Annotated in this window: 22 protein-coding genes; 12 read left to right on the top strand and 10 right to left on the bottom strand. The window is 65.4% G+C overall.

Annotated elements, in window-relative coordinates:
- Positions 1-199 precede the first annotated feature (199 nt).
- Positions 200-1,270, top strand: coding sequence for an AI-2E family transporter (locus BLIN9172_RS14175; protein ID WP_101555627.1), 1,071 nt, complete (start codon positions 200-202; stop codon positions 1,268-1,270).
- Positions 1,271-1,287: 17 nt separating this feature from the next.
- Here BLIN9172_RS14175 and BLIN9172_RS14170 read toward each other — a convergent pair whose 3' ends face one another.
- Entirely contained in the window at positions 1,288-1,512 is a 225-nt protein-coding gene (locus tag BLIN9172_RS14170; RefSeq protein ID WP_101555626.1) for a hypothetical protein, read from the bottom strand.
- Between the two features lie 58 nt (positions 1,513-1,570).
- Between BLIN9172_RS14170 and BLIN9172_RS14165 the strand changes: the two genes are divergently transcribed.
- The 5 genes from BLIN9172_RS14165 (at position 1,571) to BLIN9172_RS14145 (ending at position 5,194) form a co-directional block, all read left to right on the top strand.
- Entirely contained in the window at positions 1,571-2,041 is a 471-nt protein-coding gene (locus BLIN9172_RS14165) for a GNAT family N-acetyltransferase (protein WP_101555625.1), read from the top strand.
- Positions 2,038-2,481, top strand: coding sequence for a GNAT family N-acetyltransferase (locus BLIN9172_RS14160; RefSeq protein WP_180956976.1), 444 nt, complete (start codon positions 2,038-2,040; stop codon positions 2,479-2,481). Before BLIN9172_RS14165 ends, BLIN9172_RS14160 begins: the two co-directional genes overlap by 4 nt.
- The gene (locus tag BLIN9172_RS14155; RefSeq protein WP_101555624.1) at positions 2,478-3,092 is read left to right on the top strand and encodes a M23 family metallopeptidase; all 615 of its coding nucleotides are present in this window, start codon (positions 2,478-2,480) and stop codon (positions 3,090-3,092) included. Before BLIN9172_RS14160 ends, BLIN9172_RS14155 begins: the two co-directional genes overlap by 4 nt.
- Positions 3,093-3,251: 159 nt before the next feature.
- Positions 3,252-4,775, top strand: a complete 1,524-nt coding sequence (gene exaC, locus BLIN9172_RS14150; RefSeq protein WP_101555623.1) for an acetaldehyde dehydrogenase ExaC — start codon at positions 3,252-3,254, stop codon at positions 4,773-4,775.
- Positions 4,775-5,194, top strand: a complete 420-nt coding sequence (locus BLIN9172_RS14145; RefSeq protein WP_101555622.1) for a DUF779 domain-containing protein — start codon at positions 4,775-4,777, stop codon at positions 5,192-5,194. Before exaC ends, BLIN9172_RS14145 begins: the two co-directional genes overlap by 1 nt.
- 92 nt (positions 5,195-5,286) lie before the next feature.
- Here BLIN9172_RS14145 and BLIN9172_RS14140 read toward each other — a convergent pair whose 3' ends face one another.
- Genes BLIN9172_RS14140 through BLIN9172_RS14115 form a run of 6 tightly spaced genes read right to left on the bottom strand, consistent with a single transcriptional unit; the run spans position 5,287 to position 13,008 of the window.
- On the bottom strand, positions 5,287-6,597 hold the full coding sequence (locus tag BLIN9172_RS14140; RefSeq protein ID WP_101555621.1) for an alkylhydroperoxidase domain protein: 1,311 nt from the start codon (positions 6,595-6,597) through the stop codon (positions 5,287-5,289).
- 1 nt (position 6,598) lies between these two features.
- Complete coding sequence (locus tag BLIN9172_RS14135; protein ID WP_101555620.1) at positions 6,599-7,651, bottom strand: putative FMN-dependent luciferase-like monooxygenase; 1,053 nt, start codon at positions 7,649-7,651, stop codon at positions 6,599-6,601.
- Positions 7,652-7,656: 5 nt separating this feature from the next.
- A complete protein-coding gene (locus BLIN9172_RS14130) occupies positions 7,657-9,351 on the bottom strand; it encodes a dipeptide ABC transporter ATP-binding protein (RefSeq protein WP_101555619.1) in 1,695 nt (564 codons plus the stop codon).
- Positions 9,348-10,214, bottom strand: a complete 867-nt coding sequence (locus BLIN9172_RS14125; protein ID WP_101555618.1) for an ABC transporter permease — start codon at positions 10,212-10,214, stop codon at positions 9,348-9,350. Before BLIN9172_RS14125 ends, BLIN9172_RS14130 begins: the two co-directional genes overlap by 4 nt.
- Positions 10,211-11,290, bottom strand: coding sequence for an ABC transporter permease (locus tag BLIN9172_RS14120; protein ID WP_101555617.1), 1,080 nt, complete (start codon positions 11,288-11,290; stop codon positions 10,211-10,213). The genes BLIN9172_RS14125 and BLIN9172_RS14120 overlap by 4 nt, the downstream gene beginning before the upstream one ends.
- Entirely contained in the window at positions 11,287-13,008 is a 1,722-nt protein-coding gene (locus BLIN9172_RS14115) for a TIGR04028 family ABC transporter substrate-binding protein (protein ID WP_101555616.1), read from the bottom strand. Before BLIN9172_RS14115 ends, BLIN9172_RS14120 begins: the two co-directional genes overlap by 4 nt.
- 192 nt (positions 13,009-13,200) lie before the next feature.
- Between BLIN9172_RS14115 and BLIN9172_RS14110 the strand changes: the two genes are divergently transcribed.
- From BLIN9172_RS14110 to BLIN9172_RS14095, 4 genes are all read left to right on the top strand, one after another.
- On the top strand, positions 13,201-13,902 hold the full coding sequence (locus BLIN9172_RS14110) for a VOC family protein (protein ID WP_101555615.1): 702 nt from the start codon (positions 13,201-13,203) through the stop codon (positions 13,900-13,902).
- The gene (locus tag BLIN9172_RS14105) at positions 13,890-14,558 is read left to right on the top strand and encodes a VOC family protein (protein WP_101555614.1); all 669 of its coding nucleotides are present in this window, start codon (positions 13,890-13,892) and stop codon (positions 14,556-14,558) included. Before BLIN9172_RS14110 ends, BLIN9172_RS14105 begins: the two co-directional genes overlap by 13 nt.
- 105 nt (positions 14,559-14,663) lie before the next feature.
- On the top strand, positions 14,664-15,455 hold the full coding sequence (locus tag BLIN9172_RS14100; protein WP_101555634.1) for a DUF3152 domain-containing protein: 792 nt from the start codon (positions 14,664-14,666) through the stop codon (positions 15,453-15,455).
- Between the two features lie 116 nt (positions 15,456-15,571).
- Positions 15,572-18,121, top strand: a complete 2,550-nt coding sequence (locus BLIN9172_RS14095) for an ATP-dependent Clp protease ATP-binding subunit (RefSeq protein WP_101555613.1) — start codon at positions 15,572-15,574, stop codon at positions 18,119-18,121.
- Positions 18,122-18,222: 101 nt separating this feature from the next.
- Here BLIN9172_RS14095 and BLIN9172_RS14090 read toward each other — a convergent pair whose 3' ends face one another.
- The 3 genes from BLIN9172_RS14090 to BLIN9172_RS14080 form a co-directional block, all read right to left on the bottom strand.
- Positions 18,223-19,044: a YidC/Oxa1 family membrane protein insertase gene (locus tag BLIN9172_RS14090; RefSeq protein ID WP_101555612.1), complete on the bottom strand. Its 822-nt coding sequence runs from the start codon at positions 19,042-19,044 to the stop codon at positions 18,223-18,225.
- Positions 19,045-19,172: 128 nt separating this feature from the next.
- A complete protein-coding gene (locus tag BLIN9172_RS14085) occupies positions 19,173-19,478 on the bottom strand; it encodes a hypothetical protein (protein WP_035320514.1) in 306 nt (101 codons plus the stop codon).
- A 52-nt stretch (positions 19,479-19,530) separates the two neighbouring features.
- Positions 19,531-20,169 carry an endonuclease gene (locus tag BLIN9172_RS14080; protein ID WP_101555611.1) on the bottom strand — a complete coding sequence of 213 codons (639 nt, stop codon included), beginning with the start codon at positions 20,167-20,169 and terminating at the stop codon, positions 19,531-19,533.
- A gap of 113 nt (positions 20,170-20,282) precedes the next feature.
- Between BLIN9172_RS14080 and BLIN9172_RS14075 the strand changes: the two genes are divergently transcribed.
- On the top strand, positions 20,283-20,621 hold the full coding sequence (locus tag BLIN9172_RS14075; RefSeq protein ID WP_101555610.1) for a ClpP family protease: 339 nt from the start codon (positions 20,283-20,285) through the stop codon (positions 20,619-20,621).
- A 66-nt stretch (positions 20,622-20,687) separates the two neighbouring features.
- A complete protein-coding gene (locus tag BLIN9172_RS14070) occupies positions 20,688-21,716 on the top strand; it encodes an iron-siderophore ABC transporter substrate-binding protein (protein WP_101555609.1) in 1,029 nt (342 codons plus the stop codon).
- The last annotated feature ends 6 nt before the right edge of the window (positions 21,717-21,722 follow it).

The raw sequence follows: 21,722 nt of genomic DNA, 5'->3' as shown, positions 1-21,722 counted from the left end.
CGGGGAATCATCTATGTGGAAGAGACCGGTGAGAGACCGGGACACTACTTCCTGCCCTCGCACCGCGTTCGCACTCGAATCCGAGTGAGCCCCTTGCCATCAAGCGAATCGGTGGATCAAGGCTTAGCGGTTGAGGGTTCGCTCCGATCCTAACGTGAGTCGACCGACCAGTGCATGATCGCTGGTTACACTGGGTTCCATGGGCACTGGGCAGGGCAAGTCCCTCACACTCAACAGCGCGTTCCGGCTCGGTTTCACCGGAGCCTTGGGCGTGGGGCTGGCGATCCTGGTGATGACGGCGCTGCAGTCCGTGGCGACAGTGATCATCTACATCGGTCTGGCGCTGTTCCTCGCCCTCGGGCTCGAACCGATCGTGCAGTGGCTCGTCGATCGCAAGGTGCCGCGGTCGCTGTCGGTGCTCATCGTCGTCGTGGCCTTCATCCTCATCGTCGTCAGTGTTGCGCTGCTCATCGCTCCGGCCGTGATCAGTCAGATCCAGACGTTCATCGCGGATCTGCCCGGAATCGTGGCGAACCTTGCGACGACCGGGTGGGTCACCGAGCTCGAGGAGCAGTTCACCGGCGCGATCGACATCGATGCGGTGTTCGCCAACATCTCGGACTGGGCTTCGGATCCGAAGAATGTGCTCTCCCTCGGCGGCGGCGTCGTGTCCATCGGGGCGGGGATCTTGAGCTTCCTCACCGGTGTGATCATCGTCGTCATCCTCACCATCTACTTCGCCGTGTCCATGCCGACGATCAAATCCGCAATGTTCTCGCTGGTGGCGGCCTCATCACGGCCGACGGTCGAATCCGTCACCGAGGAGGTCACCCGTTCCATCGGACGCTACGTCCTCGGCCAGGTGTCCTTGGGAGTCGTCAACGGTGTGTGCTCGGCGATCTTCCTCACCATCATCGGTGCCCCGCTGCCGGCGCTGTTGGCGTTCGTGGCGTTCCTCGCCTCGCTCATTCCCCTGGTGGGACCGATCACCGGCGCGATCATCATCACCGCGTCCTGTCTGATGGTCTCGCCCGGGCTGGGCATCACGGCCGGCATCTACTATCTCGTGTACATGCAGGTCGAGGCGTATCTGCTCAGCCCGCGGATCATGAACGCCGCGGTCGACGTGCCCGGAGCCCTCGTCATCATCGCCGCCATCGCCGGTGGAACCTTAGGCGGTGTGCTCGGTGCGGTGGTCGCGGTGCCGGTGGCCGCCTCGGCGCTCATCATCATCCGCAAGGTCGTCGTTCCGGCGCAGGCGAAGAAGTAGGAACGGCGGATCGGACCTCAGCCGTGGTCGTCGTTGCTGCCGGAATCGATTCGCGTGACGAGGACGTGGATGATGAGCTTGACGATGAAGTAGGCACCGAAGTACCCGGCTCCTGCCGCGACCAGAGTGACAAGCAGGTTGCTCTCTCCGGTTCCTGCCATGGCCAGTCCCGCGAAGATTGCTGCAGAGATCGCCGCGAGGTACGGGATCAGTCGGAGGACGGGGGATTCGGGCTCGTTCATGGGGCAGAGTCTAGCAACGGGGTACCGGAGCATCGACGTGGAGTCTAAGGTGGAGCCCATGACTGAAGCGGGCTGGAGAGCTCAGCGCGACGATGCCGTCCCCGAAGATGTGGAACGGCTGCTCGCGACCGTGCCGGAATGGTTCGGCAGACCTGAATCCAACGCCGAATACATCGACGACGCGCGCCGCATGGAGACGTGGACTGTCCGCGACGAACATGGCCGAGTCGTCGGAGTCACGCTGGTGACGCATCATTTCCCGCAGACCAGCGAGATCCATTTCACCGTCGTCGATCGCTGCGTCCACGGCGGGGGAGTCGGGACTGCGATGATCGAGGCCATCACCGAGGATGTGCGGGCCCGTGGGTCGCGGCTGCTCGAAGTGAAGACCTTGGGTCCGTCGAGGGACGATTCGAACTATGCGCGGACCCGTCACTTCTACGAGAAGATGGGCTTCCTGCCGCTGGAGGAGACCGACCTGTGGGGAGCGGATACGCCCTGCCTGATCATGGTGAAGTCGGTGGGATGACACTGCCGAATCGGGCACAGATTCTTCCAGCCCACGGGGCGATTCAGCAGCGCCCGGCTGACCAACATGACGTCGAAATGGCACGAAGCCTGTCAACCGACCCCTCTGTGCCGTTGACCGGTTCGCTGCTTGGCACTGCCGACAAGGCGGAAGCCAGTTCTTGGGTCCGCCGGCAGCAGGGCCGCCACGCAGAAGGCCGTGGGTTCTCAACAGACGCCCTCATTGGGCTGACGGATTTCGGTCTGTCGATTCCTCAGATCCAGCGCATCGATCTGTATATCGAACCCTGGAACGTTCCGTCTCTTCGCACGGCTGGACGTGCGGGATATCTCCGCGGTCAGTTGTTCGTGGAGCACCAGACAATCGGCGGCAGACTCTGCGATGCAATCGACTTCACATCTTCTTCTTCCGAATGGGGAATGCGGCGAGGGTGGAAATGACAGTTGAACCTCTCGTGCTCGCCTACCCTTTCACTGGTCGTTGGCTGGTCCAGAACAGTCCGGGGGATCGTGTGCCGAGCCACGGGACCAAGCGGTTCGCGAGTTCGTACGCGATCGATTTCGTGCCGGTCGATGGCTCCGGGCGGTCGGCCGCATTCGGACTCGAGTCGCTGTTTCGTCCGGAACAGCCAGAGAAGTTCATAGGTTTCGGCCGCGACGTACTCGCTCCTGTCAGAGGCACTGTTGCGGCAATCCACGACTCCGCGGCAGATCACCCGGCCTACCGTGGTCTGCGTTCGCTCGGCTATGCGATGACTCAACGCAGACGGGTCGATGCCGGATGGCCCGCACTCGCCGGGAACCACGTGATGATCCGAAGCGATGTCACTGTTGTTGCCCTCTGCCACCTTCAACAGGGGAGTGTCGAAGTTCAGGTCGGACAGACTGTCCGGATCGGGCAGAGGCTCGGGCGCTGCGGGAATTCCGGCAACAGCACCGAACCTCATCTGCATGTCCAAGCGATCAGCAGTATGGACATCTCCCTTGCAGACGCTGTACCGATTCGGTTCGGAGATACGCTGCCCACCAATGGCACCATTGTCGAAGCGTGAGCGGACTCTCAGAACTCGATCACGAAGCAATGACGGCTATTGTCCGCACCCCGGTTCCGCCCTAAGGTGAGAGGACACGGACACATCTGCTCCGCGCCTCCGACCGCCATCGGACGAGGCACGTGAAGTGGGGTGGATGGACTCACACGAAGGAGTGTCATGGCAGTCTACTCAGCACCCGGTACCGACGGCGCGCTCGTTACGTTCAAGCCCCGTTATGAGAACTACATCGGAGGAGAGTGGGTGCCGCCGAAGGACGGCAACTACTTCGAGAACATCACCCCCGTCACCGGGCAGGCTTTCACCGAGATCCCCAGCTCCACAGCCGACGATGTCGAGACCGCACTCGATGCCGCATGGGCAGCGGCACCGGCCTGGGGCAAGACCTCGGTCGCCGAACGGTCGAACATCCTGCTCAAGATCGCCGATCGCATCGAATCCAACCTCGAGATGCTCGCCGTCGCCGAAACCTGGGACAACGGCAAGGGAATCCGCGAACCGCTGGCTGCGGACCTGCCGCTGGCCGTCGACCACTTCCGCTACTTCGCCTCGGCCATCCGGGCGCAGGAAGGCGGCATCTCACAGATCGACGACGACACCGTCGCCTACCATTTCCACGAGCCCCTCGGCGTGGTCGGACAGATCATTCCATGGAACTTCCCCCTGCTCATGGCCACGTGGAAGCTCGCTCCAGCGCTCGCCGCCGGCAACTGCGTCGTCCTCAAACCGGCCGAGCAGACCCCGGCGTCGATCCTCGTCCTCGCCGAACTCATCGGCGACCTGCTGCCTCCCGGCGTCCTCAACATCATCAACGGGTTCGGTGTCGAAGCCGGCAAGCCGCTGGCATCGAACAAACGCATTCGCAAGGTCGCCTTCACCGGTGAGACCACGACCGGCCGTCTGATCATGCAGTACGCCTCGCAGAACATCATCCCGGTCACTCTGGAGCTCGGCGGCAAGTCACCGAACATCTTCTTCGACGACGTCATGGCTGCCGACGACAGCTTCAGAGACAAGGCGCTCGAAGGCTTCGCGATGTTCGCTCTCAACCAGGGCGAGGTCTGCACCTGCCCGTCGCGTGCGCTCGTCCAGGACTCGATCTTCGACGACTTCGTCGCCGCCGGCGTCGAACGCGTCCGGTCCATCAAGCAGGGCAACCCGCTCGACACCGACACCCAGGTCGGCGCACAGGCCTCGAACGACCAGTTCGAGAAGATCATGTCGTACCTCAAGATCGGCAAGGACGAAGGCGCCGAGGCGCTCATCGGCGGCGACAAAGCCGAACTCGACGGTGACCTTGCCGGCGGCTTCTACATCCAGCCGACGATCTTCAAGGGCACGAACAAGATGCGCATCTTCCAGGAGGAGATCTTCGGACCCGTCGTGGCCCTGACCTCGTTCTCCGACTACGACGACGCGATCACCACAGCCAATGACACGCTCTACGGCCTCGGCGCCGGAGTCTGGGCCCGCACCGGAAACACCGCCTACCGGGCCGGACGCGACATCCAGGCCGGACGCGTCTGGGTGAACAACTACCACGCCTACCCGGCCCACGCCGCGTTCGGCGGATACAAGTCCTCGGGCATCGGACGTGAGAACCACAAGATGATGCTCGACCACTACCAGCAGACGAAGAACCTGCTGGTCAGCTACTCCGAAAATGCACAAGGATTCTTCTGATGAGCGACACCACCGAAACAGCCGCCCTCGAATCGACACCGACGATCGAGGGCGAAGAGAAATCGCGAGTGGCGATGACTCGGGCCGCCATCGACCTGCTCGCAGGTCTCGTCGACAAACACGGACAGCTCATGTTCCACCAATCCGGCGGCTGCTGTGACGGCTCGTCGCCCATGTGCTTCCCCGAAGGCGACTTCCTCACCTCGGAAGCCGATGTGCTGCTCGGCCACTTCGACCTGCCCATCGATGATGCCGAGAAGGCCGGCCTGGACTTCTGGATGTCGACGGAGCAGTTCGAGTACTGGAAGCACACGCATCTGACGATCGATGTGGTGCCGGGCCGCGGCAGCGGCTTCAGCGTCGAATCACCGACGGGAAACCGCTTCATCATCCGCTCGACGCTCATGGACGTCGGCTGAAGTCTGCACCGTCCCACTGAAAAACGGGCTGAGTGCCGAGAAACGCGTGCGCACATGCGTTTTTCGACACTCAGCCCGTTTCTCGGCGAGGCCTACTTCAGCTGCTCCGGCTCGCCGAGGGAGAGCATCAGCCGGTTCGCCCAGTTGAAGAAGGCGGCGCAGCTGAGGGCGTCGATGATGTCGCCGTCGCCCAAGCCAGCCGCACGCAGCTGATCGACGTGCCGCCCGCCGAAGGTCTGCGGAGTCAGCGTCAGTGCCACCGAAGCATCGATGACGGCGTCCCACACCTGATCACCGAGGCGGGACTCCGTGCCGATTCCTTCGTCGAGGAGGCGCTGCACGAGGTCCCGACGCCCGGATTCCTCGGTGGCCCGGTCCGCGTGGACCGACGCGCAGAACAGGCATCCGTTGAGACGAGAGGCCGCGGTCGCGGCGAGTTCGCGTTCGGCCCGACCGAGACCATCGGTGGTGTTGAAGAAGATGTCGAAGTCGGTCAGAGTTCGTGCCTTGAGTGCGGCCGGATCCCTCGCAAGCAGCCGGAAGTAGGGGTTCTTCGCCCGTCCCGCCTCGATCAGGGCATCCTGCTGATCATCGCTGAGGTCCGCCTCGGCGACGGGAGCGATCCACGGCACCCAGCCGAGCCCACCCTGTTGGAACAGTTCGGGGCGCTTGAGGTTCGGGTACGTCTTCACCCGGTCCCCGACGGACTGCAGTGCCTCTTCGACTCTCGCCGAGGCGGGGCTGTCTTCCGTGTCGTGTGAGGACGGGGCTGCGTCGTCCGGGGACGGAACCGTGGACGCCGGCTCGGTGAGTGCGGCCAGCCCGGTGCTGATGCGGATCTGAAAGTTGAGGAACGACACGAGCTGAGCCAGGGTGACGATGCCGTCCTCGTCCCATCCGGACTCCAGCAGCAGGGCGAGGTGCGCCGGCCTGGCATCGCGCGGATGGAGCGCAAGGAGATGAGCAAACTCGAGCCCCGCGATGAGCCGGGATCCCAACGTCTGGCGTGACTGTGCGTCGGCGGTGAACCAGGGACCGGGAACACTCTCCGCCGACAGTGCCGCAGATTCGACGATCCCGTAGGGCCCGCGCACCTCGGCACGCGAATCGAGTGCGAGCACCGCCTCGTCGAGGAGTTCCGCGACCGCCCACGACGCGGCTTCATCTTCGTCACGAAGCAGGTCACGGTAGAACTCCTCGGCACGGTCCGAACCGAGCAGACCAGCGGTGAACGCGGCCACGGCATAACGCTCCCGGTAAGACACACCGCGCGGATCCTCGGGCTCGAGCAGAGCTTCGAAACTCAGCTGGGCGTTCTCCTTCGCCTGTGCCCGGTGATCACGCAGCACATCGAGCGGATCATTCGCCGCGATTCCGGCGAGGAGGTTGATGATATCGGCCATCTCAGTGCACCCGCTCCTTGGTCACGGAGAACCCGAGGGCCGGGGCCACCTCAGTGGCGAGCAGTTCGATCGACCGCAGGGCGGTCTCGTTCGTCGCCGGAACCGAGTGCACCTGGAAGCTGACATCGGTGGCCCGATCGAGGACGCGGTCATGCTGCAGACGTTCGCTCACCTGCTCGGGCGTGCCGAGGTAGGTGTCGGTGGCGATGAGGAGCTCATCGAGGGTCAGCGACGACGTGTCATAGCCGACGAGGCGGTCGGCCTCGGCCCGCAGCGCCGGTTCGGTGATCTCACGCAGCCGGGGCAGATCCTCAGCATCGGCGACCACTGCGGTACGGGAGGCGAGGATGCGCGGTTCGGCTCCGTCCGGCAGCTGCGAGAGATAGGTGTCGATGACCGGCAGCTGCACCTCATCGAGAGGTGCCGACGGGTTGTCCTGGGGCCGTGGCTGTGTCCGCGAGAGCATGAGTCCGTCACTGGCGGCGCCTGCCGCACCGGCACCGCCTGAGGAGAATGTCGCCTGCCACAGGCGTCGTTCGAGACTCGGACGCTCCGCGTCGGGAACGGGATAGAGACTGTGGTCGGTGGGAAGCCGGTCGCCTGAGAACAGGGTGCGCAGTGTTGCGAGGTTGTCGGCGAAGACCTCGCGACGGTCATCGAAGCTCGTGCCGAAGGCTGGGAAGGACTTCGGATTCCCGCCGGAGCCCAGACCGATCTGGAGGCGACCGGCGGAGAGTTCGTCGAGGACGGCGGCGTCTTCGGCCACGCGCACGGCATTCTCCATCGGCAGGGTGATGATCGCGGTGCCCAAGTCGATTCGGGAGGTGCGGGCGGCGGCATGGGAGAGGAAGACGAGCGGGGAGGGCAGCCCGCCCTCTGCCGCGGAGAAGTGGTGCTGGGCGACCCATGCCGAATGGAAGCCGAACTCCTCGGCCGTCTCGATCTGTTCGAGGGCGAAGCGGTAGCGCTGAGCTGCCGGGGCGTCCTCGAGCAGGCGAGTGAAGAATCCGAGCTTCGGTCCGGTCGCCTGGGTGTCGGTCGGTTGAGGGGTCATGGTTCTCAGCTTTCTGCTGCTGCGGTGAGCAGGGTCGGGGTCGCGGGTCGGTCATTCGCAGGCGCTGCAGCGGCCGACAGCGTCGCTGGACGGGGGATCGCCTCGAGCAGGGTGCGGGTATAGGCAGACCGCGGGCGAGTGAAGATCTCTTCGGTCGCGCCGTCGTCGACGAGGTGTCCGTGCGACATCACGGACACCGTATCAGCGATCTGACGGACGACGGCGAGATCATGGGTGATGAAGACATAGGTGAGACCGAGCTCCTGCTGCAGCTCGTCGAGCAGTGTGAGGATCTGTGCCTGCACCGAAACGTCAAGAGCCGAGACCGCCTCGTCGAAGACGACGAGTTCGGGTTCGACGATGAGAGCGCGGGCGATCGCCACTCGCTGCAGCTGCCCGCCGGAGAGTTCGGCGGGACGCCGGTCGAGGAAGTCGGTCGGCAGCGCCACTCGATCCATGGCCTCGGCGACGAGTCGAGGTCGGGAGGTGCGGTCACCGAGGCGGAAGTTGCGCAGAGGTTCGGTCAGGGTCGAGCGGATCGAATGCTTGGGATCAAGAGCGGAGAACGGGTTCTGATGGACCAGTTGGACGGAGCTCCGGAACTCCCGCAGACGCTGACGTGAGGGACGACCGCGTCCGAGTTCCGCGGCGTCGAAATCGCCGATGCGCACATGCCCGGACTGGGGTGTGAGGAACCCGGTCAGCGCCTTGCCCGTGGTGGTCTTGCCCGAACCGGATTCGCCGACGAGTCCGTGCGTGGTCCCGCGCGCCACCGTGAAATCCACACCTTCGATGCCGGTGATCTGATCACCCGTGCGGTCGAAGATGTGGGTGAGTGATTCGACGGAGACGAACGGGGTGTCAGTCTGCGTGGTCGCCTCGGTGCGGTCCGGACGTGCTTTCGTCTGCAGCGCGGGAGCATTCGCGATGAGCCGGGAGGTGTAATCGGTGGCCGGGTCGGAGAAGACACGGCCGGCGGGTCCCGATTCGACGATGCGTCCGCCCTGCATGACCACGACCTCGTCGGCGCGTTCGCCGGCGACGGCGAGATCGTGGGTGATGAAGAGGATGCCCATCCCGGTCTCGGTGCGCAGTTCGTCGAGGAGGTCGAGGACCTGCTTCTGGACGGTGACGTCGAGGGCGGAGGTGGGTTCGTCGGCGATGAGCAGGCGCGGGCGCAGAGCGATGGCGGCGGCGATGAGCACCCGCTGCCGCATCCCGCCCGAGAGCTCGTGCGGGAACTGGTCGGCCCGTTTCTCCGGCTGGTCGATGCCGACCCGGTCCAGCAGCTCGATAACCTGGGCGCGAGCCTCGGCCCGGCCCGCGCGACGGTGGATGCGCAGCGCCTCGGCGACGGACTTGCCGACCGTCTGCAGGGGATTGAGCGAGGACCCCGGATCCTGTGGGACGTAGCCGATCTGAGATCCGCGAACACCCCGCCAACCGGAGGTGCCCAGGCTGAGCAGATCAACCTCGCCGAGGCGGATCCGCCCGGCCGCGACCCTGGCCGAGAAGGGGAGGAGACCGATGACGGCGTTCGCCGTCGTCGACTTCCCCGAACCGGATTCCCCGACCACGGCGGTCATCGAACCGGGACGGACCACGAGGTCGAGTTCGCTCACGGCAGGTGCCGCGGAGCCGCCTCGGCGGGTGTATTCGACGGAGAGACCGTCGATGCGCAGCAGTGAGGACTCGGTCATGATGTCACCTTTCGCAGGGTGTTGCCGATCTGGTGGGTGGCGAGCACGATGGCCATGACCACGAGGCCGGGCAGCACGGTCAGCCACCACGCGGTGGCGACGAAGTTGCGGCCCTCGGCGATGATGAGGCCCCATTCCGGGGTGGGCGGCGGAGTGCCGTATCCGAGGAATCCGAGAGTGGAGATCTGGAGGATCGCCGAACCGACCTGGAGCACCGCCAGTGAGAGCACGGGAGAGATCGAATTCGGCAGGATGTGGCGGACCAGGACGGAGAAGAAGGTGCCGCCGGATCCGTAGGCCGCGGCCACGTAGTCGCTCGTGTTGATCTGCACCGCCTGGGACCTGGCCAGTCGTGCGAACTGGGCGATGGCGGTGACTCCGACGGCGATGGCCGCGTTGATCGTTCCGAAACCGAGGACGACGACGATCGAGAGGCTGAGCAGGATCGCGGGGATGGACAGCAGTACGTCGATCAGGCGCATGAGCACATCGTCGACGAACCCGCGCCGGGTGCCGGCGATGAGCCCGATCGTGGTGCCGACGATCAGCCCGACCCCGACGGCCACGAGCGCGGCCAGCAGGGACTGGGAGGCGCCGTAGACGACGCGGGTGAAGGCATCGCGGCCGGTCTGGTCGGTGCCGAACCAATGCTCGAGGCTCGGGGCCAGAAGGGCAGGGGTGTCTCCGCCGTCGTTGGGATCGAAGTGGGTGAAGAGACCGGGGAACAGCGCCCAGGCGATGGCGATGAGCAGCACCAGCCCGGAGGCGATGGTGGCCGGGGTGATCGCGGCGCGTGCCCGGCCGCCGCGAACTCGGCGGGTGTCGGTGCCGGTGCCTTGGCCGCGTGTGAAGACGATGCTCATGAGTTCTTCTCCTTCGTCTCGTCGTTCCAGTCGAGGTCGACGCCGACGCTGGCCGCGGTCGCCGTCATGGCGCGACGGGTGGGTTCGTCGTGGCTGCGCAGGGCTGTGCCCGCCGAGGCGGCGCTGCGTTTCGTGAGCAGCCGGACGTCGATGACGGGGTAGAGGAGGTCGACTGCGAGGTTGATGATGGCGTAGCCGAAGGTGGCGATGACCACGACGGCCAGCAGGATCGGATTGTCCCGGTGGGTGACCGCTTGGGCGGTGATGAGTCCAATGCCGTTGCGGCCGAATACGGTCTCGGTGACCACGGCGCCGGCGACGAGTTCGCCGAAGACGAGGCCGATGATCGTCAGCCCCGGCAGCACCGCATTGCGGGCGACGGTGTGGACGAGGATCCACAGTTCGGAGGCGCCCTTGGCCGTGGTGACCTTGACGAATCCGGAAGCCTGCACCTCGGTGATGGAGCGGATGAGCACCTGGGCGATCGGGGCCGACAGCGGAACCGCCACGGTCAGGGTCGGCAGCACGAGCGCCTCGGCAGGGCCGGGGTCGACGACGGAGACGAGACCGAGCTGGAAGGAGAAGACCTGGATGAGCAGGATTCCGAGCCAGAACACCGGGATGGAGATGAAGAGACTGGGCACCGAGTCGAGGACTCGCCGCACCTTGGCCGTCGGCCCGGGGGCCGGTCCGAAGGTCGCGAAGACGGCGATGATCACGGCGAGGACGAGGGCGGTGACGAAACCGGAGGCCGCGAGAACTGCGGTCGACGGCAGAGCCGCCGCGATGATCGTCGACACGGCCGCACCGGTCTGGACCGAGTAGCCGAAGTCGCCCGTGAGGAACCCGGTGAGGCTCGTGAGGTACTTGCCGAACCATGAGTCGTCGGCGGCGGTGGCTGCGCGTATCTCGGCGATCTGGTCGTTGGACAGGCCCAGTGCGGGATCGGCGAAGCGGGCGGTGACGCCGTCTCCGGGGATGAGGCTGAGCAGGATGAATGCCGCGGTGAACGCGAGCAGCAGCACGAGGACCGCTTGGCCCAGGCGCAGGATGAGGTAGCGGGTGTCGAGGATCATTTCTCTCCTGCCAGCCAGGTGCTGTAGAAGTCGGGGCGGCCCACGGGTTCGGTGGTGAAGCCGTGGACGCGGCGGCGGAACGCGAAGACCTGCGGTTCTTCGAAGAACGGCAGCACATAGGCCTGGTCGACGAGGTAGTTCTGGACCGCCTCGGCGGCCTGTTGGCGTTTCTCCTGGTTCGGTTCGGCAGCCAGCGTTTCGAGGAGTTCGTCGATCTTCGGGTCGACCGAATCGTCGTCGGCGTCGGTGCGGTCGACTCCGTTGAGGAAGACGTCGCGATTGACCGAGGAGTAGTTCGAGCGCAGATTGTCGAAGTCGGCGCGGGCGACCATCGAGTGGTAGATCTGCACGGTGTCGAGTTCGAGGGCGTCGAGCGTCTGCTTCGATTGGTCACCGGGGTTGATCGACAGGCGCACGCCCACGCGGCGCAGATGCTGTTGGATGAGGGTCTGAACCTCGTTCGACCGGGGCTGCGGCAGCGCGATATTCACCGTCAGCGCCAGTGGCTGACCATCCTTGACGCGGTAGCCCTGCCCGTTGCGCTCGCTCCAGCCGGCCTGGTCGAGGAGACGGTTCGCCTTGTCCGGGTCGAAGTCCCAGGACCCCGACTGGTCGACATATCCCATGGCGCCCTTGGCCAGCAGGCCGGTGGCCAGCGGGTAGTTCGGGGTGAAGAGCTTGTCGACGATCTCCTGTCGATCGATGGCGGCGATGAGCGCTCGCCGAACGTCGATGTCGTCCAGCAGGTCGTGGCGGAACCGGAAGTTGATGCTGTTGTTGATTCCGTTCGTCGCCTTCGCATAGAGGCGCAGGCCCTGTTCGGTCACGCGGGACTCATCGGGTGCCTGGACGTCGCGAACGCCGTCTGCCTGTCCGGAGAGCACGGCCCCGATGCGCACGGAGTATTCGTTGTTCGTCAGGTAGTCGATGCCGTCGAGGTGGGCCCGGCCCTGATGTTTCAGGTGCGGGGGCGCCCAGTCGTAGTCCTCGCGGGCACGGACGGAGAGCTTCGTGCCGATGGTCTCGGCAGTGATGTGGAAGGGCCCGCAGGTGTGGATCTGCGTGGCTCCGCCAGGGCCGAAGCCTTCGGCGTCGAGATCGAGAGTGGAATCGGCGAGCAGGCCCGCGTTCATCGTCGACGTCGCTTGGGCGAAACCGGGGGAGGGTGCCGAGAAGTGGAACCGGACCCGATTCCCGTCGAGGACTTCGCTGCGTTCGTAGTTCGAGATCTGCTCGGACACCGGCAGTGTGCGCGATTCGTCGCCGCGACCGAAGAGATCGAAGTTCTTCGCCACATTCTCCGGTATCAGCGGCGAACCGTCCGAATAGGTCACGCCCTTGCGGATGGTGAAGGTGTAGGTCGTGGCGTCGGCGTCGGTCTCCGGCAAGTCCGTGGCCAGCCACGGATGGAGCTCGAGGGTCTCGGGATCCTGCCACAGCAGGCGTGCCGAGATGTTGTTCATGATTCCGCCGTTGGGGTAGAAGCCGACCGACGGCGGGTAGAGCAGAGTCCAGGTCTGGGGTTCGAAGTAGGTGAGCACCCCGCCGCGGACGGGTTCGCCCTCGGCTAAGGAACCGGAGTCATGGGGGGTGCAGGCGCTGAGGGTGAGCAGAGTGCCGAAACCGAGACCGAGGCTCAGTACCGAGCGGCGGTCGAGGCGTCGGTCGGTCAGGCACTGAGTCAGACGCGCTGAGGTGGAGAGACGGCGATCCGTCATAGCAGAGGTCCTTCGGGTCAAAGGGGTGGAACAGGAGAAGCTGATCGAGATAGTTCAACAATCTGAGGACATTACGGGTGCCATTGACGGCAGGAAGCGGCAGTGTCCGGTGTGGAACCCGAAGCGGATGTGCATGCCCTGAGTTAAGCGCATCTGCGCAATCGCAGTCAATTCATGGCTTAATATTGAGACATGTTGAGTAATTCCTGCTTCGACCATCTGGTCATCGCCGTTCCCGACCTTCGGAAATATGTTGAGCAATGTGAGGTTCGCCTCGGTGTCGCGGCCGTTGACGGGGGCGCCCATCCGGGTCTGGGGACGGCCAATGCGCTGCTCGGGCTCGAGCTCAGCGATGAGCTCGCCGATTCGCTCGGACTTAAGAACCAGAGTGGTCCGAACCCGCTGACGTACCTCGAGATCCTCGGCCCCGACCCCGAGCAGGACCCAGCATCGGCAGCCACTCGGCTGGCCGGGATCACCGCACCGACCGTGCAGAGGTGGGCGATCCGACCAGATGATTTCGACGGACTCGTCACGGCTGCTGCGCGGTCACGGGAACCGCGCGTCCGCCTCGGCGAGGTTCATGACATGACCCGACGCAAGCCGGACGGCACCGTCCTCGATTGGCGGCTGACCAGGCACACTCCGCTGCCGTGGTCGGGGATCCAGCCGTTCCTCATCGACTGGAAGGACTCCGAACATCCGGCGATGCAGGAGATGCCCTCGGTCCGGCTTGAGCGGCTCTGGGCTTCGAGTGGGGAACCGGATGCGGTCGGCGAGGTCCTCGGCTTCTTCGGCATCGGACTCGACATCATTGCCCCGGGCGACGAAGCGGGGGAGACTGAAGGCCTGCACGCTCAACTGAAAGGTCCGGGTGGATCATGGACACTCTGAACACCATTCCCGCGCAGCTCGACCACCTCATCATCACGGTGCCCGACCTCGAGGCCGGGGTCGCCGCCGTGGAAGAGGCCACCGGCCTGCGCGCGGTCCCCGGCGGTTCGCACCCGGGACGGGGGACCGCGAATCATCTCCTCGGGCTCGCCCCGGCGGGCTGGCCGGAGGGGGCGCGCACCTATCTCGAAATCCTCGGCCCCGACCCGCAGCAGGAGAAGCCCGCTGACGGGACCTTGCCGCTCGACGCGCATCTGGCCTCCGAGCCGACCCTGCAGACCTGGGCCATCCACCCGCCGGCATTCCTCGCGAAGATCGCGGCCGCGAACACCGCGGGCATCGACTTCGGGGAGGTTCAGGACATGGCCCGCGACACCGCCGAGGGCGACCGTCTCGAGTGGCGGCTGACCACGCGTTCCCCGCTGCCCCGCTCAGGTGAGCAGCCGTTCCTCATCGACTGGGGCGAATCCGTCCACCCCGCCGAGGCGGCCTTGCCCACCCTCGAGCTGCTCGATTTCCGTGTGGACAGTCCAGAACCTGAGGCCGCACGGGAGGTGCTCGAGGAGCTCGGGGCCGGGGACACCACTGTGGTCGAGGGGTCGGAATGTCGCCTGCATGCCAGGCTGCGCGGTCCCGGCGGCGTCCTCGAGTTCTGATCACTCGCCGAGAAACGGGCTGCGTGTCGAGAAACGGGTGTGCGCGCCCGTTTCTCGACACGCAACCCGTTTCTCGATGAATCGGCACCGGATAGACTCACAGGCGTGCTCAGTCGAACCCGCCCCGTCTCCCGCCCACGCCTCCGCACCCTGACCTCCCTTGCCGCAGTCGCGCTGCTCATCGGGCTGAGTGCCTGCGCGCCCGCCGCCGACGACGAGACCCGACCGACTCCGAAGGCCGCCGAGACTCCTGCCGCCTCCGCCGACCCGACGGGGGAGACCACGCAGTCGGGTGAGCCGACGGCATCCCCTTCGCCTTCCGAGACCGCGAGCCTTGACGATGCGGGAGCCGCCGGGGTGAGCGAAGACGATATCGACACCCACGGCAGCGGCCGATGGGACCGGCCGAAAGACGAGACCGGACCCAATCGTGACAAGGGAAAGACCTTCAAGGTCGCTCTGCGCGTCGAGGACAATCTGCCCATCGACGTCGATGAGGCAGGCGACTTCATCATCAAGACCCTCCAGGACGAACGCGGCTGGCAGGACATCGACGACGTCTCCATCGAACTCGTTGATGACGGTCAGGACGTCATGATCTCCATCGCCAGCCCCGACACCGTCGACGAGAGGTGTCTGCCGCTGCGGACCTTGGGCAAGCTCTCGTGCCGCAACGGGCCCAATGTCATCCTCAACGCCAAGCGCTGGGTCTCTGCCACGGACGAGTTCGACGACATCGTCCAGTACCGGCAGTACCTCGTCAATCACGAGGTCGGTCACGCTCTCGGCCACGGCCACGAGTCCTGCCCCGGGCCGGGCAGGACGGCACCGCTCATGCAGCAGCAGACGAAGGGTCTGCAGGGCTGCGAGCCCAACGGCTGGCCCTCGAAGGGCTGACCGCACGTCCGCCCGTCACCGCATGTGACACCGACCTCAGCCGACTCGGGAATAACCGCGCGCCCGCCTCTGTTGATTGAGTCGTATACGCTCAACTTTGAAAGAGGAGGTCAGCTTTGGCCACATTCTTCGGACCCGCAGGCTCGGGCGGAGACTCGTTCGACGAGTTCCTCGCTCGTTTCCTCCAGGGACAGACCGGAGCCCGCCGAGGCCGTTCCGTCGACATCAACCGACTGCTGAGCAAGCGCAGCCATGAGGTCATCGAGGCGGCCGCGGAGTTCGCAGGACGACACGGCCAGTCCGAGGTCGACGCACTCCACATTCTGCGCACCATGGTCGACTCCGAACCCGGAATCTCCGCCGTGCGCCAGGCAGGCGCCGACCCCGAGGCCATCGCCCATGCGATCGAAGAGCGGCTTCCGGCTGCAACCGACACCGAGGCGGATTCCACTCCCACACTGACCGGCTCCGCCCAGCGTGCCCTGCTCGATGCCTACCAGGTAGCGCGAGCCTTCGGATCGACCTACATCGATCCGGAGCACATGTTCTTCGCCTTCGTGCTCAATCAGGAGATGCCCGCCGGCCGGATCCTCGCCCAGGCGGGAGTCACCCAGGCCGCACTGCAGGCCGGCGCCGAGGCGGCCGAAGCCGCAGGCATGCACCCGGGCCAGGAGGCCGAGGGTGAGGACGGTCAGGAGTCCGTGCTGGAGAAGTTCGGCACCGACCTCACCGAACTCGCCTCCGAGGGCAGACTCGATCCCGTCATCGGCCGAGCAGAGGAGATCGAACAGACGATCGAGATCCTCGCCCGCCGGACGAAGAACAACCCGGTCCTCCTCGGCGAGGCAGGCGTCGGAAAGACCGCGGTCGCCGAAGGCCTCGCCCAGGCCATCCACTCCGGTCAGGTGCCCAAGCAGCTGCAGGGCAAGCGCATCATCGCGCTCGATATGCCCGGCATGCTCGCCGGCACCCGCTACCGCGGTGACTTCGAAGAGCGTCTGACCGGAGCGCTGAACGAGATCGCCGATGACGGCGACATGATCGTCTTCGTCGATGAACTCCACACCCTCGTCGGTGCCGGCGGCAACGGCGAAGCGAATTCGATGGACGCCGGCAACATCCTCAAACCGCGCCTGGCCCGCGGCGACCTGCACATGATCGGCGCAACCACGCTCAAGGAGTACCGCACCATCGAGAAGGACTCCGCCCTGGAGCGCCGCTTCCAGCCGGTGACCGTGGGCGAGCCGAGTGTCGAGGACGCGGTGACGATCATCGACGGAATCAAAGACCGCTACGCGGAGTTCCACGAGGTCACCTACACCGCCGAGGCGGTCCGAGCCGCCGTGGAGCTGTCGAACCGCTACATCACCGACCGGTTCCTGCCGGACAAGGCCATCGACCTCATCGACCAGGCCGGCGCCCGGATGTCGCTGGGGCGCGGACCCGCGGTCGACATCGACGCGCTCAAGCTCAAGCTCTCCGAACTCGAGGCGGAGAAGAAGTCCGCCATCGAGGTCGAGGACTACGAGCGCGCAGGCCGCGTTCGCGATGAGATCAACGAGGTGGCCGCTCGGATCGAATCAGCCGAGAACCCGGACGCGGAGGCCGCGAAGACCGCTGCCGCAGAGGCGATCATCGGCGAGCAGGAGATCGCGCATGTGGTCTCCCGTGCCACCGGAATCCCGGCGGAGCGGATGACGCAGAGCCAGAAGGCGCGTCTGGCGAACATGGAGGAGGTCCTCCACGACCGGGTGGTCGGACAGGACGAAGCCGTGACCGCCGTATCCCGCGCCATCCGCCGCAGCCAGACCGGTATGGCCGATCCCAACCGACCCATCGGCAGCTTCCTCTTCCTCGGCCCCACCGGCGTCGGAAAGACGGAGCTGGCGAAGGCTCTGGCACAGACCCTGTTCGACGACGAGTCGGCCATGATCCGATTCGATATGAGCGAGTTCGGCGAACGCCACACGGTGTCGCGTCTCGTCGGTGCCCCTCCCGGCTACGTCGGCTACGACGAAGCCGGTCAGCTGACGGAGAAGGTTCGCCGTCGCCCGTATTCGGTCATCCTCCTCGACGAGGTCGAGAAGGCCCACCCGGATGCGTTCAACCTGCTGCTGCAGGTCCTCGACGACGGTCGGCTCACCGATGGTCAGGGCCGCACGGTCGATTTCCGCAACACCGTGATCATCATGACCTCGAACCTCGGTTCCGAGTTCATGTCCGGCACTCCGCTGGGCTTCGCCTCCGGTGCTGCGCAGGACGCAGAGAGAGACCTCAAGGCCAAGGTCATGGGCCGGCTCAAGGAATTCATGCGGCCGGAGTTCATCAACCGCATCGACGACACCGTGATGTTCGCCCGCCTCGATCGCGAGCAGCTGCGCTCCATCGTCGATCAGCAGCTGGCCGCGTCGAAGCAGCGTCTCGAGGCTCAGGGCATCGCCCTCGACGTCTCGGCAGAGGCTCTCGACTGGCTGGCCGATGAAGGATACGAACCCGAGTTCGGTGCCCGTCCGCTGCGTCGCGTGATCCAGCGCGAACTCGACGACCGCATCGCCGATCTCCTCGTCACCGAGGCGGTCGACGAGGGCGGCACCGTGCGTGCCACGGTCGTTGGCGGCGACCTCAGGGTCGTGGCCGGTGCTCGCCCGGAGCCGATCATGGCCTGATCCCTCGATCGCCGAGGCGGTCCCCGCATGAGCCCGGGACGAAAGATTCCGTTCTTTCGTCCCGGGCTCTGTCGTTGCTGCTGGCAGCGTCGCGTCCCGGTTCAGCCGCGGGTGGCCGAGGACTGTTCGGGTTGGGGGTCGTTCGCCCCGAGGAGCTTGTTGAGGACGAGCCGTTCGCCGAGCGTCCACGTGGTCGTCGTCGCCAGGTAGAGTGCGGCGGCCAAGGGGACGAAGAGCGCGAAGATCGCGGTGAGGAAGGGCATGAAGCTCAGGGTATTCATCACCCCGGACAGATCCGGCATCGCCGGAGCATCCGAGCTGTTCTTCCCCGGATTCCCCGCGGGAACGGCCGGGGTCTCGGGCGCAGCCGGAGTGAGCAGATGGCGGGAGAAGCCGGCGACGACGGTGATGAGCACGACGAGGATGAGGTAGACCGTGATGGCCGTGCCGGTGAGATCCCCGCCGCCGAGCAGTCTGACGAAGCTCGTGTTCAGGGGCAGACCGAAGAGCGTGTGACCGAGCAGCTCATTGGAGTGCCCGCCGATCGTCGCATTGATGAAGAGGCCATAGACGGCCATGAGCACTGGGGTCTGTGCCAGCACCGGCAGGCATCCGGCGAAAGGGGAGGCATTCTCCTCTTTGTACAGCTCCATGAGCTTCTGCTGCATGAGTTCGGGATGCTTCTTGTGCTTCGTCTGCAGCTCTTTGATCTTCGGGGCCAGCCGTTTTCGAGTGATGCCGGCCCTGACCTGGGACACCCCGACGGGGATGAGTACGGCGCGGACCAGCACGGTGAGTACGATGACGGCCAGGGCGGCGCTGAAGCCGCCGGCGAGCGGTTCGAGAATGTCGCTGATCCCCGTGACCACTGTGTAGGCGGCCTCGACGAGCAGGCGGATGGGCAGGAATTCGTAGATGTTCACAGGTGATCGTCCTTCGGACTTAGGCGCACTGAGGCGCGGTTGAATGGGCCGTTGAAGGCCATCACCGTGACGATTGATGACAATTGCCCGCGCCGAGGCGGGGAGACATTCCGTACGGAACAGGTCGTTCAGGCGATGGCGTGAACGACGGTAGAGGGGGCTCTGGGCAGAGCCGTACCCGGAGTGCCGGGTTCCTCCGGCATGCGGAATTCGCGGATGCTTCGGCGCGTGCCCGGCAGAGACGGCGGGCGTGCCGACAGCGAGAGCACACGCAGCAGGGCCATGCTCGCCCATGCGGCGATCGGCGTCAGCAGGGCTGCACCGAGGAGGGCGAGGACGATGAGATGAGTGGGGGACTGGGGCACGACCGAGTCGAGGTCGGAAGAGAGCACGACGACGAGCAGCTGCAGCGTCAGCCACATATTCGCCATCATCTCGTCCCCTTTCAGACGCCACGATGCTAGCACGCGGGCCTGGGCGGAGGTCTCAGTCCTCTGCGTCGGCGGAGAGGTCCGGGTCTCGGGCGAGACGCACGAGCGCGGCCGCGAGTCCTGCGAGGTCGTCGTCATCGACCAATGCGGCCAGCTTCTCGTCCTGCTCCGGCAGCCCGGCCGTCGTCGCGCCCTTGCGAACGAGAGTGTCGAATGCAGGCCTCACCGAGGGCCAGACCTGCTGGGCCTCTCGGAGGAAGATGGATGCCCCGGTCGGACCGATCCCGGTGAATTCCTGCAGGAGCCCCGAAATCCGACGAGGCTGCCCCTCGGCCTCATCGCGCAGCTTCCGCAGGTCCCCGTCCCATCGGTCGATGAGCAGATCGGCGGCCTCGGCCAGACGGGTGGCGGTGCTCTCGTCGTAGCGGCGATACCCGCCGCGTCCGAGCGCATCGACGCGCTGCTGCCACGAGCTCGCGCGCAGACGCCGCGGCGTTCTCCACTTCGCCGAGAACAGCTCGCGCGCGCTCGCGAGGGCGATGTCGGAGCTGATGCGCGTGGACAGGAGCAGGCTGAGGACGAGCAGCTGCCACAGCGGGGCCGGCTTGTCCCGGAGTGTGATCCCGGCCTCCGCGGCGAATGTGCGACCGTGCACATCGATGAGGCGACCGGCCCGATCTCGCTGTGTGCTCATGCGGCCGATCCTATGTCCGGGCCCGGTCGAAGAGTCAAGGGCCACCGGAGCCTCAGCCGCCGGTGCCCGTCCGCTCATAGCGGCACGGTCCCGCTTCCAGCGGACCCGTGTCGATGATGCACGCGATCGCCGACACCATCGCTCACGCGCGCATCCTCCGCCACCAGGGGTCGAGCGGGATCGGCGGAGCCGCCGACATCGAACTCCAGGGCGACGGCCTCCGATCGGTCAGAGACACCGTCCTGCATCGGATCGCCGAGGCGACCGGAAAGACCTACGACCGCATCTTCGACGACTCCCTGCGTGACCTGTGGTTCACCGCCGAGGAGGTGATCGAGTACGGACTCATCGATCGCGTCATCGACTCCCAGTCCGACCCGCGAGCTCGGATCGGAATGAGGGTGACTGAAGTGAAGTGGCTCACAGGTGTTGCGGAAACGTCGGTAGGTTAAGTTAGGCTGTCCTACGTTAATGCCGAGGAGCCGCAACCGGCTCCGACCACTGTCGAAAGGACAGGAATGTCAGTTCCTCACAGCCGCCGGGCCGTCATCGCCGGAGCGCTCGTCGCACTCTCGCTCACCGCCGCCGCCTGCGGGCAGGGATCGCAGGCCGCGGAGGAGTTCGGGTCAGCGAATTTCGAGACCGTGACGATCAAGCACGCACTCGGCGAAGCGGTCATCGAGTCCGAGCCCGAGCGCGTCGTCACCCTCGGTCAGGGATCGACGGAGACCGCGATCGCGTTGGGCAAGACTCCGGTCGGTATGGAGGAATACGCCTGGGGATCCGATGACACCGGCTATATGCCGTGGATCTACGAGGCCGTGAAGGACAAGGGCGAGAAGCTGCCCGAACAGTTCCAGGGCGATACGGAACTCGACGTCGAGGCCATTGCCGAACTCGAACCCGATGTCATCCTCGCTCCCTGGTCGGGAATCACGGCCGACCAGTATGAGCAGCTCGATGCCATCGCCCCGACCGTGGCTTACCCGAAGCAGCCGTGGACCATCGAATGGGATGAGCAGATCACCACGATCGGCAAGGCACTCGGTCAGGAAGAGGAATCCGTTGGGCTCGTCGACGACATCAAGACACAGCTGAAAGAGGCCGAGCGGGACGAGTACAAGGACCTCACATTCTCCTATATCTACAACTCCGGTCCCGGCACCCTCGGCGTCTTCTATCCCACCGAACAGCGCGTGGCGATGGTCTCGGCTCTCGGGCTGACCCCGGATCCGGTCATCGACGAACTGAAGAAGGAGTACGACGAGCCGGGAACGGACTCCGCGCTCATCGGCCTGGAGAACGCGGACAAGCTCAACGACTCGGACCTCATCTTCACCTTCTACTCCGATGCGAAGAACAAAAAGGAGATCGAATCGCAGGGACTGTATAAGAACATTCCGGCGATCAGGTCCGGAGCCGTCGTGGCCTCCGAAGATCAGGCCTTCGTCACCGGATCCTCGATCATCAACCCGCTCACCGTCCCCTGGACTCTGGAGCGCTATGTGCCGATGATCGACAAAGCTGTGGAGAAGCTCGACAAGTAGGTCGAC

It is taken from the genome of Brevibacterium linens ATCC 9172 (assembly GCF_900169165.1).
GTDB classification, from domain to species: Bacteria; Actinomycetota; Actinomycetes; order Actinomycetales; family Brevibacteriaceae; genus Brevibacterium; species Brevibacterium linens.
This window is presented reverse-complemented; position numbering and strand designations above follow the sequence as displayed.

Bases quoted from the DNA above. Each gene is read 5' to 3' on its own strand.
- BLIN9172_RS14170 (WP_101555626.1), bottom strand. From the start codon at position 1,512: ATGAACGAGCCCGAATCCCCCGTCCTCCGACTGATCCCGTACCTCGCG.
- BLIN9172_RS14070 (WP_101555609.1), top strand. From the start codon at position 20,688: ATGTCAGTTCCTCACAGCCGCCGGGCCGTCATCGCCGGAGCGCTCGTC.
- BLIN9172_RS14135 (WP_101555620.1), bottom strand. From the start codon at position 7,651: ATGACCCCTCAACCGACCGACACCCAGGCGACCGGACCGAAGCTCGGA.
- BLIN9172_RS14080 (WP_101555611.1), bottom strand. From the start codon at position 20,169: ATGAGCACACAGCGAGATCGGGCCGGTCGCCTCATCGATGTGCACGGT.
- BLIN9172_RS14105 (WP_101555614.1), top strand. From the start codon at position 13,890: ATGGACACTCTGAACACCATTCCCGCGCAGCTCGACCACCTCATCATC.
- BLIN9172_RS14125 (WP_101555618.1), bottom strand. From the start codon at position 10,214: ATGAGCATCGTCTTCACACGCGGCCAAGGCACCGGCACCGACACCCGC.
- BLIN9172_RS14085 (WP_035320514.1), bottom strand. From the start codon at position 19,478: ATGATGGCGAATATGTGGCTGACGCTGCAGCTGCTCGTCGTCGTGCTC.
- BLIN9172_RS14145 (WP_101555622.1), top strand. From the start codon at position 4,775: ATGAGCGACACCACCGAAACAGCCGCCCTCGAATCGACACCGACGATC.
- BLIN9172_RS14160 (WP_180956976.1), top strand. From the start codon at position 2,038: ATGACACTGCCGAATCGGGCACAGATTCTTCCAGCCCACGGGGCGATT.
- exaC (WP_101555623.1), top strand. From the start codon at position 3,252: ATGGCAGTCTACTCAGCACCCGGTACCGACGGCGCGCTCGTTACGTTC.
- BLIN9172_RS14075 (WP_101555610.1), top strand. From the start codon at position 20,283: ATGATGCACGCGATCGCCGACACCATCGCTCACGCGCGCATCCTCCGC.
- BLIN9172_RS14165 (WP_101555625.1), top strand. From the start codon at position 1,571: ATGACTGAAGCGGGCTGGAGAGCTCAGCGCGACGATGCCGTCCCCGAA.
- BLIN9172_RS14140 (WP_101555621.1), bottom strand. From the start codon at position 6,597: ATGGCCGATATCATCAACCTCCTCGCCGGAATCGCGGCGAATGATCCG.
- BLIN9172_RS14155 (WP_101555624.1), top strand. From the start codon at position 2,478: ATGACAGTTGAACCTCTCGTGCTCGCCTACCCTTTCACTGGTCGTTGG.
- BLIN9172_RS14175 (WP_101555627.1), top strand. From the start codon at position 200: ATGGGCACTGGGCAGGGCAAGTCCCTCACACTCAACAGCGCGTTCCGG.
- BLIN9172_RS14130 (WP_101555619.1), bottom strand. From the start codon at position 9,351: ATGACCGAGTCCTCACTGCTGCGCATCGACGGTCTCTCCGTCGAATAC.
- BLIN9172_RS14115 (WP_101555616.1), bottom strand. From the start codon at position 13,008: ATGACGGATCGCCGTCTCTCCACCTCAGCGCGTCTGACTCAGTGCCTG.
- BLIN9172_RS14120 (WP_101555617.1), bottom strand. From the start codon at position 11,290: ATGATCCTCGACACCCGCTACCTCATCCTGCGCCTGGGCCAAGCGGTC.
- BLIN9172_RS14110 (WP_101555615.1), top strand. From the start codon at position 13,201: ATGTTGAGTAATTCCTGCTTCGACCATCTGGTCATCGCCGTTCCCGAC.